This window comes from Micromonospora sagamiensis, from assembly GCF_014680085.1.
GTDB classification, from domain to species: domain Bacteria; phylum Actinomycetota; class Actinomycetes; order Mycobacteriales; family Micromonosporaceae; genus Micromonospora; species Micromonospora inyonensis.
The window spans coordinates 4649855-4663381 of record NZ_AP023438.1; the positions used below are offsets into that span (position 1 = coordinate 4649855).

Below are 13527 nucleotides of genomic sequence, written 5' to 3' on the forward strand. Positions count from 1 at the left end.
GGTGCGGTTCACGGGGGTGTCACCGGGGTCCGGCGCGACCGGACTGACCGTGCACACCTGCGTGACCAACCCGAGCACCCGCCCCGGCCTGCGTCTGCCGGGGCGGGTGACGCTCACCGCCGGCTCGACCGACGTGCCGGTCGGGCACATCCGGCTGGGACTGATCGGCACGGTCGAGCCGGAGGACCCGGACCAGCCCCGCCGCCTGGTGCAGTTCCACCAGGCGGCGGTGGCCGGCGGGTTCGTCGTGCCGGCCGGGCGGCGACGGTCGGTGGCCTTCGCGCTGCCGCTGCCCTGGGAGACACCGGTGACCATCTTCGGTGGGGTGCCGCTGCTCAGCCTCCGGACGGGGCTACGCACCGAGGTGGCGCTGGACGGCCTGCTGGACCAGGGCGCGATGGTGCCGGTCTTCGTCCATCCCCTTCCCGCCCAGCAGCACGTGCTGGCCGCCCTGGGCACCCTCGGCTTCACCCTGCGTCAGGCCGGGCTCCAGGCCGGCCGGCTGCCCGGGGTGGCCCAGACCCTTCCCGTCCACCAGCGGATCAACTACTGGGTGGGGCCGCTCTACGCCGGCCCGGTCACCGAGTTGGAGCTGATCTTCGTGGCGGATCCGGCGGCTCTCGAGGTGATCCTCTGGATGGACCGCCGGCTCTCCCTGGCCGGCGTGACCCACCAGAGCATCAGCCGGTTCAAGGTGTGGCATGTCGACTCCGGCCAGCGGGACTGGGTCAACCTGGTGGACGGTTGGCTGCGCGCGGCGATCAACCGGCACGCCGGGGCGGCGGCGCACGCCGACTGGTCGGCCCAGATCACCGGGTCGGCCCACGTCAGCCGTCCGCCCGACCGCCCGGTGGCCCCGGGGGAGGGGCTGGGCGGCACCGCCGGTGGTGCCGGCATCGGCGGTGGGTCCGGCGACGGCACCTGACCGCGACCGGCGGTGGCGGCGGGCCGCGCTTCGGTCGGCGGTGGCGGTGGCCGCGCTTCGGGTGACCGCGCCCTGACCTCGACCGGCGGTGGCGGCGCCGGACCTCAGCCGGCGGTGGCGGTGGCGAGCTTGACGCTGAAGCCCAGGAAGAGCGCCGCGACCCCGGTGGTGGCGGTGGCGGCCAGCCGGCGGCGGGCCCGGAACTGGCTGGCCAGGTAGGTGCCGGCGAAGATCAGCGCGGTCAGGTACAACACGCTGGTCACCTGGACGACCAGGCCGAGCGCGAGGAAGGAGAGCGCCGGCCAGGCATAGGCCGGGTCGACGAACTGGATGAAGAACGAGACGAAGAAGAGGATCGCCTTCGGGTTGACCAGGCTGACCACCAGGGCACGCCGGAACGGTGCCCGGACCGCCGCCGGTTCCGGGGCCTCCACCAGGCGCGGTGCGGTCGGGTCGTGCCGGGTGCGCCAGCGTCGCCAGGCACCGCGCAGCATGCTCAGTCCCACGTAGCCGAGGTACGCCGCTCCGGCGTATTTGATCACCAGGAAGAGCGGCGGGTACGCGGTGAGCAGTGAGGCCACCCCGGCCGCGGAGAGGACCATCAGCACGGCGTCGCCCACGAACACCCCGGCGGCGGCCCGGTAGCCGGCGCCCACCCCCCGTCGCGCCGCGGCCGAGAGCACGAAGAGCGAATTGGGCCCGGGCAGCAGAACGATCGCCACGGTACCCAGCACAAACGTCCAGAAGTCGGTGATGCCCAGCACGCCGGTCATCATCACGCCGTGGTGGTCCCCGCGCGTAGCTTTTCCCACAGCCGGCGCTGTGCTTCCGGCCACTCGTCGACGACCATCGAATACTGGACGGTGTCCCGCCAGGAGCCGTCGGCGCGCTGCCGGTCCAGCCGGAGCACTCCCTCCCGCGTCGCGCCGAGCCGTTCCACGGCCCGCTGGGAACGCTCGTTGCGGATGTCGGTGTGCCACACCACCCGGCGGGCGCCCAGCTCGTCGAACGCCCGGCCGAGCAGGAGCAGCTTCGCCTCGGTGTTGACCCCGGTGCGCCACCACGGCCGACCGAGGAAGGTGTAGCCGATGGCCACCGACCCCCGGCCGGGGTCGATCTCGTAGTACGAGGTGGTGCCGACCACCGCCCCGGTCACCGCGCAGCGCTGCACCCACGGCACCCGCTCGCCCCGCTGGTGGGCCGAGAGCGCGTCCGCGACCAGCGTGCGGACGTCGGCGGCGTCCGTGGGTCGGGGGCTGGTCAGGTGTCGCCAGACCTCCGGGTCGGCGGTGGCGTCGAAGAGTTCGGCGGCGTGCGCCAGGTCGAGCGGCTCCAGCGCCACGTGTGCGCCGCGCATCGGTGCCGGCTCGTACCACGGCGGGCGGGCCGGGCGCAGGTACGCCGGGACCGGCGCGGTGACCCCGGCGTCCGGTTCGGGCAGCGCCGGGGTCAGCCGTAGCGGCACCACCCCGGCCCAGTACGGCAGGGCCAGGTCGGCCGGGTCGTCGCGGACCCCGCCGGTGCGGGCCCGGACCGACACCTCGCGGAGGGGCAGCGCCAGGACGGCCGTCTCGGCCAGTTCCCGCCGGCTCGGTGGGCGACTCTCCGCGCTACGGCCGGTGCCGACCTTCTCCACCAGCGCGGTCATCGCCGCGGACTTCTCCCCGGCGTCGGTGACCAGCCGAGCGACGCCGTGCGCGACCACCGAGCGGTAGTTGGCGCTGTGGTGGAACTGGGAGCGGGCGTAGACCAACCCGTCGAGCAGGGTGACCCCGACGCAGACCGGCAGCCCGTCCGGGCCCCGGGCGGCCAGCAGGGGCCGGCTTCCGGTGGAGCCGTGCAGGTAGAGGGTGTCGCCCACGCGGACGTGGAGGGTGGGCAGCAGGCGCGGCTCGCCGTCGACGGTGAAGCCGAGCATGCAGTGGTACGCCTCGTCGAGCACGGCGTGGGCGGCGGCCCGGTCGTAGCTCATCCGTTCCCGCGAGCGGTGGGGGGTGGTCCGGGCGGTCGGCGTGTACATGTGACATCCCGCCTTTGTGCTAGTACAATACTCGAACTGTGGCAGTACGTTATCAGATCACCGGCGGTACGGCGGCCGAGATCTCGGCCAGTGTCGAGTCGGGCGTCCGCACCGGGGCCCTTCCTCCCGACAGCCCCCTGCCCCCGGTCCGCGCCCTGGCCGCCACCCTCGCGGTCAGCCCGGCCACCGTCGCTCGGGCCTACCAGGAGCTGCGGCAACGCGGCCTGGTCGCGACCGCCGGCCGACACGGCACCCGGGTCCGTCCCCGGCCTCCGGTCGCCACCCGGCGCGCCGCCCGGTACCCGACCCCGGGCCCCGGGGTCCGCGACCTCTCCCGGGGTCAGCCCGACCTCCGGCTGCTGCCCCCGCTCGGTCCGCACCTGGCCCGGCTGGCCGACCGGATCGGCCCACCCGCCGGCTACGCCACGGCCGGCGTCCTGCCCGAGCTGGCCGAGGCCGCGCGCCACCGGCTCGCCGCCGACGGGGTCCCGGTCGACGGGCTCACCGTCACCGGCGGGGCCCTCGACGGCATCGAACGCCTGCTCGCCGCCCACCTGCGCCCCGGTGACCCGGTGGCGGTGGAGGATCCGGGCTGGGCCAACCTGCTCGACCTGGTCGCCGCGCTGGGCCTACGGCCGGTCGCCGTGCCGGTCGACGACGACGGCCCGACCGAGGCCGGGGTCCGGGACGCGTTGGCCCTCGGGGCGCGGGCCCTGATCGTCACGAGCCGGGCGCAGAACCCGACCGGGGCCGCCGTCTCCGCCGACCGGGCCGCGGCGTTGCGCACGCTGCTCGCCGGCCGTTCCGACGTGCTGCTCGTCGAGGACGACCACGCCGCCGAACTGGCCCGGCTGCCGCTGCACACGCTGGCCGGGGTGACCCCGTCCTGGGCCTTCGTCCGCTCGGTGAGCAAGCCGTACGGCCCGGATCTCCGACTCGCCCTGCTCGCCGGCGACGAGACGACCGTGGCCCGGGTGGCGGGCCGGATGAGCGTCGGTCCCGGCTGGGTCTCCACCCTGCTGCAACGTCTGGTGCTCGCCCTCTGGGCCGACCCGGCGACCAGCGGGTTGATCGTCCGGGCGGAGGAGAGCTACCAGCGGCGGCGTGCCGCCCTGATCACCGCCCTCGCCGGGCACGGCCTCACCGCCCACGGCCGCAGCGGCATCAACGTCTGGCTTCCGGTGCCCGACGAGACCAGCGCGGTGACCGCACTGCGGGACGCCGGCTGGGCGGTCGCCCCCGGCGGGCTGTTCCGGATCGGTGCGCCCCCGGCGGTCCGGCTGACCGTCAGCCCGCTCGACGACGCGGAGATCCCGGCACTGGCCGACGCGGTCGCCCGCGCGCTCCGACCGGCCCGGCCGGCCGGCTTCACCGCCTGACCGGTGGCCGGCCCCCGGGTCGCGGGCTGTCGGGTCGTCGCGACGCGCCGGGGCGACCAGGGATCGCCGCGTGACCGGGCCGCGTCCGGGTACAACAGTCGCCATGTCCGAGCAGACCCAGACCGCCCCGGGTGCGCAGCGGTTCATTCCACCCCGCGCCGACACGATCGACGAGCTACGGGCCGCCGCGACCTCCTGCCAGGGCTGCGAGCTGTACCGGGACGCCTCGCAGACCGTCTTCGGCCGGGGCGGTGCGGACGCCCGTGTGGTCCTCGTCGGCGAGCAGCCCGGCGACCTGGAGGACCAGAAGGGTCTCCCGTTCGTCGGGCCGGCCGGGCGGTTGCTCCGCCGCGCGGTCGACGACGCCGGCCTCGACCCCACCGGTCTCTACCTCACCAACGCGGTCAAGCACTTCCGGTTCGAACTGCGCGGCAGGCGACGCATCCACCAGACGCCCGACCGGGTGCACATCACCGCCTGCCGTCCCTGGCTGGTCGCCGAGTTCGCCCGGCTCCGTCCGGAGATCGTGGTGGTGCTCGGCGCCACCGCCGCCAAGGCGCTGCTCGGACCGGCGTTCCGGGTCACCCGCCAACGCGGTGAACTGTTGCCCTGGCCGGCCTCGGCGGAGCACCCCGAGGACTTCACCCGGGTGCCGGTCGACTCCGCGGGCGGGGTCGCCGACGCGCCACCGGCCCGACTCCTCGCCACCATCCATCCGTCCGCCGTGCTGCGCGCCGACAACCAGGACATCGCCTACCAGGGACTGGTCGCCGACCTCACCATCGCCGCCCGGGCCCTGGCCGGCTGACGCGTCACCGGTCCGCCTCCGCAACCGGCGGTCGCGTGCCACCGGTCCGCGCCGACCCCTGGGCAGGGCGGAGGGCCGGTGCCACACTGACCGCCATGCAGCAGCATCTCTACGAGCCCGTCCACGAAGAGTTCCGGGACCTCTGCCGGGAGTTCCTCGCCCGGGAGGCGGTGCCGTACCACGACCGCTGGGAGGCCGAGGGCATCGTCGACCGGGACGTCTGGCGGAAGGCGGGCGTCGCCGGCCTGCTCGGCACCGACGTCGACCCCGCGTACGGTGGCGGCGGCCAGCGGGACTTCCGGTTCAACGCGGTGCTCGCCGAGGAGGTCGTCGCCGCCGGCTGCTCGGGTCTCGGCTTCAGTCTGCACAACGACGTCGTCGCGCCGTACCTCACCGAGCTGACCACCGAGGAGCAGCGCCGCCGCTGGCTGCCCGGGTTCTGCTCCGGCGACCTGGTCACCGCGATCGCGATGAGCGAGCCGGGTGCCGGCTCCGACCTGGCCGGCGTCCGCACCACCGCGGTGCGCGACGGCGACCACTGGGTGCTCGACGGGCAGAAGACCTTCATCACCAACGGCGAGCAGGCCGACCTGGTGGTCGTGGTCGCCAAGACCGCACCCGGGCAGGGCGCGCACGGCGTCAGCCTGATCGCCGTGGAGAGCGGCACCCCCGGCTTCACCCGGGGCCGCCGCCTGGCCAAGGTGGGGTTGAAGGGCAACGACACCGCCGAACTCTTCTTCGACGGCTGCCGGGTGCCGGCGGCGAACCTGCTCGGCACCGAGAACCACGGCTTCTACCACCTGATGGCGAACCTGCCCCGGGAACGGCTCGGCATCGCCGTCGCCGCGGTCGCCGCCGCCGAACGGCTGCTCGCGATCACCCTGGACTACGCCCGTGGCCGGGAGGCGTTCGGCCGGCCGATCGGCTCCTTCCAGCACAACCGCTTCCTCCTCGCCGAACTGGACACCGAGGTCACCATCGCCCGGACCTTCGTCAACCACTGCGTCGCCGAGTTCAACGCCGGCCGGCTGACCGTGGTCGACGCGGCCAAGGCCAAGTGGTGGACGACCGAGTTGCAGAACCGGGTCGCCGACCGCTGCCTGCAACTGCACGGCGGGTACGGCTACATGCTCGAGTACCCGGTGGCGAAGGCCTGGCTGGACGGGCGGGTGCAGACCATCTACGGCGGCACCACCGAGATCATGAAGGAGATCATCGGTCGGGGCCTCGACCTGTGACGGGTCGCCCGGCCGGGTGGAACCGCCCGTCGGGCGACACCACCCGTACGCCAGGATGGGACCGCCCCCTCCCGAGGAGTCGCAGATGACCACCCACCTCGCCGTCCCGGCCGGCGTTCGCCCGGACGTCGCCCCGATCCAGCGCCGCACCCTGCGACTGCTCTTCACCACGCAGATCATCGGCGGGGTCGGGGTCACCATCGGCATCTCGGTCGGCGCGCTGCTTGCCGAGCGGATCGCCGGTGCGGCCGTGGCCGGCCTGGCGCAGAGCGCCGGCGTGGTCGGGGGCGCGCTCCTCGCCGTCCCGATCACCCGTGTCATGACCGGGTACGGCCGCCGCCCCGGCCTGGTCCTGGCGTACCTGACCGGCGCGCTCGGCGGCGTCCTGGTGGTGACCGCCGCGGCCGCCCGCTCGGTGCCGCTGCTCTTCCTCGGCATGCTCCTCTTCGGCGGGGGCACCGCCGCCAACCTCCAGGCCCGGTACACCGCCGTCGACCTGGCCGAACCGGCCCGGCGTGGCCGGCAGCTCTCCCTGATCGTCTGGGCCACCACCGTCGGCGCGGTCGCCGCGCCGAACTTCGCCTCCCTCGCCGACGACACCACCAGCCGCTGGGGGCTGCCCCGGCTGGCCGGACCGTTCGCGTTCAGCGCCGTCGCCTTCCTGGTCGCGGCGGTGGTGATCTTCGCGTTGCTGCGTCCGGACCCGCTGCTCACCGCTCGTCGGATCGCGGCGTCGGAGGTCGGCGACGGGGACCGCCAGGGCGGGCCGGGGCCGCGGAACGGGGCCGAGCCGGCGCTCCCCGGCGCGCGGCCCCGGGCGGCCGGCATGTGGTCCGCCTGGCGGACCGTGCGGCAGCGCCCGGCCGCCCGGCTGGGCATCGCCGCGGTCGCCATGGGCCACCTGGTCATGGTCGGGGTGATGGCGATGACCCCGGTGCATCTCGGCGAGTCGCACGGCGACGCCGACGTGCTGCACGTGGTGGGCGTCGTGCTCAGCCTGCACATCGCCGGCATGTACGCGCTCGCCCCGGTGGTCGGTTGGCTCACCGACCGGGCCGGTCGGCGGCCGGTGATCCTCGGCGGCACCGCACTGCTCCTGGCCGCCTGCGCGGTGGCCGGTACCGCCGGACACGACACCGTGCTGCTCTCGGTCGGGCTGGTCCTGCTGGGGCTGGGCTGGTCGGCCACCATGGTCGCCGGCTCCACGCTGCTGTCGGAGTCGGTGCCGGTGGCCGAGCGCCCCACCGTCCAGGGCCTGTCCGACCTGACCATGGGGCTGGCCGGCGCGGCGGCCGGCGCGGCCAGCGGGTTTGTCGTGCAGGTGGCCGGCTATCCCGTGCTGACCCTGCTCGCGGCGGTCGCGGTCGTGCCGTTGGTGGCGCTAGCGTTGCGGCCGGCGGCGGTGTCCGCGCCGGAGGAGGAGTGACGTGCGGAACGGGGGAACGCGGTGCGGCTGACCGACTTCTGGAGCCGGCTCGAGGAGGCGTTCGGGCCCGGCTACGCGGCCAGCATCGCCCGGGACCAGGTCCTCGCCCAGCTCGGTGGGCGGACCATCGAGCAGGCGTTCGCCTCGGGTGAGCAGACCCACGTGGTGTGGCGGGCGGTGTGCGCCGCGTACCCGGACCGGGTGCCCGCGCGACTACGCTGAGCTGCTCTTCCGTCGCCCGGGTGTGTCGCCTGTCGTCTCGTACAGGTGTTCGGCTATTGTCCACAGCGGGGTGCTCGTCCACAGGCCACGGCCGGTCGGCTGGTTCTTGTCGGACCCAGCGCCTAGCGTGTCCGCGTGACGAGAAGCTCAGGAAAGACGCCGGCGAAGGCAGGGGTAACCATGGCGGCAACGCCCGACCGGGAGAAGGCACTCGACCTTGCTCTCGCGCAGATCGACAAGCAGTTCGGCAAGGGTTCGGTGATGCGGCTGGGGGAGCGGCCGGTCGTCCAGACCGCGATCATCCCCACCGGCTCGATCGCGCTCGACGTGGCGCTCGGCGTGGGCGGTCTGCCCCGGGGCCGGGTCGTCGAGATCTACGGTCCCGAGTCCAGCGGTAAGACCACGGTCGCCCTGCACGCGGTCGCCAACGCCCAGCGGGCCGGCGGCATCGCCGCCTTCGTCGACGCCGAGCACGCGCTCGACCCGGAGTACGCCAAGGCCCTCGGGGTCGACACCGACGCGCTGCTGGTCTCCCAGCCCGACACCGGTGAGCAGGCCCTCGAGATCGCCGACATGCTGGTCCGCTCCGGTGCGCTCGACATCATCGTGATCGACTCGGTCGCCGCCCTGGTGCCGCGCGCCGAGATCGAGGGCGAGATGGGCGACAGCCACGTCGGTCTCCAGGCCCGGCTGATGAGCCAGGCCCTGCGGAAGATCACCGGTGTGCTCAACAACACCGGCACCACGGCGATCTTCATCAACCAGCTCCGCGAGAAGATCGGCGTCATGTTCGGCTGTATGTCGTACTCGACCAGGGTCACCCTGGCGGACGGCACGCAGGAGAAGATCGGCAAGATCGTCAACCAGCGGATGGACGTCGAGGTTCTCTCCTACAACCCGGAGACCGACCGGGTGGAGCCGAAGCGGATCACCAACTGGTTCAACAACGGCCCGGCGGAGGAGTTCCTCCAGTTCACCGTCGCCAAGTCGGGAGGCAACGGTCGCGCGCAGTTCGCCGCCACGGCGAACCACCTGATCCGGACGCCCGGGGGGTGGCGGGAGGCGGGCGAGCTGATCGCGGGTGATCGCGTCATGCTCGCCGAGTCACGCCAGCTCAGCGAACAGCAGTGGCAGGTTGTGCTCGGTTCCCTGATGGGGGACGGTTCCCTCTCCCCGAACCGGCGTGACCGTTCCGGCGTCCGGTTTCGGCTCGGTCACGGTGCCGAGCAGGCCGCTTACCTCGACTGGAAGGTCTCCCTGCTGGGCAATCTCGCCCACTCCCGCCGGACCGACTCCCGGGGTGCGGTCTTCGCGGACTTCACCCCGTTGCCCGAGTTGGACGAGCTGCGTCGCGCCGTCTACCTCGGTGATGGGAAGAAACACCTCAGCTGGGACTATCTCAAGGCGCTGACTCCGCTCGCCCTTGCCGTGTGGTACATGGACGACGGCTGCTTCTCCCTCCGTTCCAAGGGGGTGCAGGAGCGCACCGAGGGCGGCTCCGGCCGTATCGAGATCTGCGTCGAGGCAATGGCGGAGGGCAGCCGTGCACGGCTGGTTGAGCACCTGCGCGACGCGTACGGACTCGACGTGACGTTGGGTGTCCGGGGTGCTCGGCAGATGTCGTACGTCCAGTTCACCACCGCTGCCTCGGCGGTGTTCCAGGAGCTGGTGGCCCCGTACGTGCCGGCCGCCATGGAGGCGAAGCTGCTGCCGAGGTTCCGCGGTCGGTGCGTGGTCGAGCCGCAGTTCGTCCCGGCTGAGCTGATGCCGGTTCCGGCGCGGGTCATCGACATCCACGTCAAGCCGAAGACCCGCTCGATGAACCGGTTCGACATCGAGGTGGAGGGCAACCACAACTACTTCGTCGACGGCGTCATGGTGCACAACAGCCCCGAGACCACCACGGGTGGTCGGGCGCTGAAGTTCTACGCGTCGGTCCGGCTGGACGTCCGCCGGATCGAGAGCCTGAAGGACGGCACCGACGTGGTCGGCAACCGCACCCGGGTCAAGGTCGTGAAGAACAAGGTCGCGGCCCCGTTCAAGCAGGCCGAGTTCGACATCATGTACGGCAAGGGCATCTCCCGCGAGGGCTCGCTGATCGACGTCGGTGTCGAGCAGTCGATCATCCGCAAGTCCGGCGCCTGGTACACCTACGACGGTGACCAGCTCGGCCAGGGCAAGGAGAAGGCCCGCGAGTTCCTCCGGGAGAACCCGGACGTGGCCGCCGAGATCGAGAAGAAGATCCTGGAGAAGCTCGGCGTGGGTGCCGGGGCGAGCGACGCGGCTGGCGGTCCCGAGTTGCCGCCGGTCGACTTCTGACCGGCCGCGTGGCGGGACGACGGGCCCGTTCGGGGCGGGGTTGGGACGCCACCCCTCCCCGGACGGGTGACACCCCTGCGCGACCCCGACGGGGGCGACCGAGCCGTTCCGGGCCGGGCGCGACCGCCGACCCGTTCGACGAGGGCGTCCGGCCGACCGGGTCCCCGGACGACTCGACCGGCGAGCCGTCCCGCGCCGAGCCTCGCGACGAGGCGGAGGTGGCCCGCGAGATCTGCCTCCGGCAGCTCGCGGTGCGGCCGCGTACCCGGGCGGAACTGGCCGGCGCGCTGACCCGCCGGGGTATCTCGTCGGAGGTCGCCGCCGAGGTGCTCGACCGTTACGACGAGGTCGGCATCATCGACGACGCCGCGTTCGCCCGGGCCTGGGTGTCCAGCCGGCACGCCGGACGAGGGCTGGCCCGGCGGGCGCTCGCCAACGAACTGCGCCAACGCGGGGTGGACGGTGAGGTCGCCGGCGCGGCGCTCGGCGAGCTGGACGAGGCCACCGAGGCGGAGACGGCCCGTGCCCTGGTGGACCGCAAGCTCCGGTCCGCCCGGGGCGAGCCCGACGCGATCTTCCGACGGCTGGTCGGGATGCTCGCCCGCAAGGGCTACCCGCCCGGCCTGGCGATCCGGGCGGTCAAGGACGCCCTGGCCGCGCGGAGCGCGGAGGCCGCCGAGTTCGCCGACCAGATCGACCCCGACGCCCTCACCCCGGACCTCGACCCCGACCTCCCGTCTATGTGATCATGAAGTACATGGGCGGGACAACGCTTTCCCCGTCCCGTCACCGTGGTTGTCATCTCCAGGTGGCGGATCGGGGCGCGGCGACGGGACGGTCGAGGGAAGTCTGATGGGCCGGTCATGCGCCCGGCACCCTGGGTAGTCGCCCCGGGGTGCTCTGCCGGGGACAACTGCCCGCTTTGTCAAAGCCCGTCCGATTAGCTGTGAGCGTGGCGTGACCGTCCGACTGCCCTGCGTTGGCATATTTTGATCATGAGTCCTTGACCGGAGGGGCCCCCGACACCTAGCCTCGCCTTACAGGCTCACATTGCCCGACCAGCGCAGGCTAAGCGCACAACATAGATCGTGTAACAGAACAGCATCAGTTCGGCCAGCTCGTCTGGCCGCACGGCGGTGTCGGACCACCCGGTGCGACACCGGCGAGACAACTGCACCCGGCCGTCGGCGATGACCAAAGGGGGTCACCGTCGACGGAGACCTACCCATGGCCAGTCGCTCCGGTCGGGCGTCTAACAGCCGCAGGGTCACGTGCTCACCGGCACGTCACCGCTGCGGCGCTGACGGTTCCAGGGGAGGCGGCCATGACGGGGCGGCAGAGGATCAGCGGTGGTCCCCACGGGGTGCCGGCATGAGCGCCGTCGACGTCGTCCTCCTCGGGGCGGTCGTGGCCCTGACCCTCGTGGTGGTCGGCGCGGTCGTCCTCGGTGCCCGGACCCTGCGCCGGGTCGGCGCGGCACCGGCGCCCGAGGATCCGGCCTTCGTCGCCGAGAAGGACCGCCAGGAGCAGTCACTGGCGGCGCTGCGCACCGCCGCCGACGAGGCGCACTCGACCGCCGACGTGGCGAAGTCGGCGGCGGCGGCTGCGCGGGCCGAGGCCGCGGCGGCCAAGGCCGAGGCGAACGCCGCCCGGGACGAGGCACGCCGGGTGCTGGAGGCGGCCCGGCTGGAGGCGGACACCGTCCTGGAGCGGGCCCACAAGCAGGCCGAGGCGGACGCCGAACAGCTGCGGGCAGCGGCCCGGCGCAGCGGCGAGCGGGAGGTGGCCGTACTCGCCTCCACCACCCGCGAGCAGGCCGCCGAGGTGGAGCGCCGGGCGGCCCGGATGGACGAGCGGGAGCGGCTGCACACCGAGGAGGCGGAGCGGCTGGCCGAGCGGGAACGGCAGCTCACTGCCGCCAGTGCCGCCCTCGCGGCCCGGGAGGCGGCGCTGGTCGAACGGGAGCAGGCCCTCGTCGAGGCGGAGGAGCAGCGGCGCCGGGAACTGGAGCGGATCGCCGGACTCACCGTCGAGGCGGCCCGCGCGGAACTCATCGAGGCGATCGAGACGCAGGCCAAACGGGAGGCCGCGCTGCTGGTCCGGGACATCGAGGCGGACGCCCGCAGCACCGCCGAACAGCGGGCCCGGCACATCGTGGTGGACGCGATCCAGCGTGTCGCCAGCGAGCAGACCGCGGAGAGCGTGGTCAGCGTCCTGCACCTGCCCGGTGACGAGATGAAGGGGCGGATCATCGGCCGGGAGGGCCGCAACATCCGTGCGTTCGAGTCGGTCACCGGGGTCAACCTGATCATCGACGACACCCCCGAGGCGGTGCTGCTCTCCTGCTTCGACCCGGTACGCCGGGAGGTCGGCCGGCTCACCCTGGAGAAGCTGGTCCTGGACGGGCGGATCCATCCGCACCGGATCGAGGAGGTGCACGACCTGGCCCGGCAGGAGGTGGACGAACTCTGTCAGCGGGCCGCCGAGGACGCCCTGGTCGAGGTGGGCATCACCGACATCCACCCGGAACTGGCCACCCTCCTCGGCCGGCTGCGCTATCGGACGTCGTACGGGCAGAACGTGCTCAAGCACCTGGTGGAGACCGCGCACATCGCCGGGATCATGGCCGCCGAGCTGCGGCTGGACGTGCCGACCATCAAGCGGTGCGCCTTCCTGCACGACATCGGCAAGGCGCTCACCCACGAGGTGGAGGGCAGCCACGCGCTCATCGGTGCGGATCTGGCCCGTAAGTACGGCGAGAGCGAGGACGTCGTCCACGCCATCGAGGCGCACCACAACGAGGTGCCCCCGCAGACCATCGAGGCGGTGCTGACCCAGGCGTCGGACGCCTGCTCGGGCGGCCGTCCCGGGGCCCGGCGGGAGAGCCTGGAGGCGTACGTCAAGCGGCTGGAGCGGATCGAGGAGATCGCCGCCGGCAAGCTCGGGGTGGAGAAGGTCTTCGCGATGCAGGCCGGTCGGGAGATCCGGGTGATGGTCAAGCCGGACGACGTGGACGACATCGGTGCGGCGGTGCTGGCCCGGGACGTGGCCAAGCAGATCGAGGAGGAACTGACCTACCCGGGGCAGATCCGGGTCACCGTGGTCCGCGAGTCCCGGGTCACCGAGATCGCCCGCTGAGCGGACACGTCGAGGGACGGTGGGCCGGCCGGCGTCGAGGTGGGACAGGCGC

At 73.2% G+C, this 13527-nt stretch carries 11 protein-coding genes and 2 pseudogenes; 11 read left to right on the plus strand and 2 right to left on the minus strand.

The features are described 5' to 3' along the window. Window position 1: 1 nt before the first annotated feature. On the plus strand, window positions 2–925 hold the full coding sequence (locus IGA62_RS20475) for a sporulation protein (protein ID WP_145819281.1): 924 nt from the start codon (window positions 2–4) through the stop codon (window positions 923–925). A 104-nt stretch (window positions 926–1029) separates the two neighbouring features. Here IGA62_RS20475 and leuE read toward each other — a convergent pair whose 3' ends face one another. Together leuE and IGA62_RS20485 are read right to left on the minus strand one after the other, a co-directional pair. Next, a complete protein-coding gene (gene leuE, locus IGA62_RS20480) occupies window positions 1030–1701 on the minus strand; it encodes a leucine efflux protein LeuE (RefSeq protein ID WP_145822107.1) in 672 nt (223 codons plus the stop codon). Further along, window positions 1701–2945: a bifunctional pyridoxamine 5'-phosphate oxidase family protein/GNAT family N-acetyltransferase gene (locus tag IGA62_RS20485; RefSeq protein ID WP_145819280.1), complete on the minus strand. Its 1245-nt coding sequence runs from the start codon at window positions 2943–2945 to the stop codon at window positions 1701–1703. The genes leuE and IGA62_RS20485 overlap by 1 nt, the downstream gene beginning before the upstream one ends. Before the next feature lie 38 nt (window positions 2946–2983). Here IGA62_RS20485 and IGA62_RS20490 point away from each other — a divergent pair, with 38 nt between their 5' ends. From IGA62_RS20490 to rny, 10 genes and pseudogenes are all read left to right on the plus strand, one after another. Next, window positions 2984–4324, plus strand: a complete 1341-nt coding sequence (locus IGA62_RS20490) for an aminotransferase class I/II-fold pyridoxal phosphate-dependent enzyme (RefSeq protein ID WP_145819279.1) — start codon at window positions 2984–2986, stop codon at window positions 4322–4324. Window positions 4325–4427: 103 nt separating this feature from the next. Beyond that, entirely contained in the window at window positions 4428–5132 is a 705-nt protein-coding gene (locus tag IGA62_RS20495; RefSeq protein ID WP_145819278.1) for a UdgX family uracil-DNA binding protein, read from the plus strand. 95 nt (window positions 5133–5227) lie between these two features. Beyond that, window positions 5228–6370: an acyl-CoA dehydrogenase family protein gene (locus IGA62_RS20500; protein WP_145819277.1), complete on the plus strand. Its 1143-nt coding sequence runs from the start codon at window positions 5228–5230 to the stop codon at window positions 6368–6370. A gap of 85 nt (window positions 6371–6455) precedes the next feature. Next, window positions 6456–7796: an MFS transporter gene (locus tag IGA62_RS20505; protein ID WP_145819276.1), complete on the plus strand. Its 1341-nt coding sequence runs from the start codon at window positions 6456–6458 to the stop codon at window positions 7794–7796. A 21-nt stretch (window positions 7797–7817) separates the two neighbouring features. Continuing rightward, complete coding sequence (locus tag IGA62_RS20510) at window positions 7818–8018, plus strand: DUF3046 domain-containing protein (protein WP_091463183.1); 201 nt, start codon at window positions 7818–7820, stop codon at window positions 8016–8018. A 180-nt stretch (window positions 8019–8198) separates the two neighbouring features. Beyond that, window positions 8199–9050 (plus strand): annotated as a pseudogene (recA, locus tag IGA62_RS30610) (recombinase RecA); the annotation flags it as partial. 42 nt (window positions 9051–9092) lie between these two features. Further along, a pseudogene (locus tag IGA62_RS30615) lies at window positions 9093–9659 on the plus strand (LAGLIDADG endonuclease); the annotation flags it as partial. Between the two features lie 177 nt (window positions 9660–9836). Next, window positions 9837–10337, plus strand: coding sequence for a hypothetical protein (locus IGA62_RS30620; protein WP_377464265.1), 501 nt, complete (start codon window positions 9837–9839; stop codon window positions 10335–10337). Window positions 10338–10345: 8 nt separating this feature from the next. Next, a complete protein-coding gene (locus IGA62_RS20520) occupies window positions 10346–11083 on the plus strand; it encodes a regulatory protein RecX (protein WP_145819274.1) in 738 nt (245 codons plus the stop codon). Window positions 11084–11708: 625 nt separating this feature from the next. Beyond that, entirely contained in the window at window positions 11709–13475 is a 1767-nt protein-coding gene (gene rny / locus IGA62_RS20525; protein ID WP_145819273.1) for a ribonuclease Y, read from the plus strand. Window positions 13476–13527: the final 52 nt, after the last annotated feature.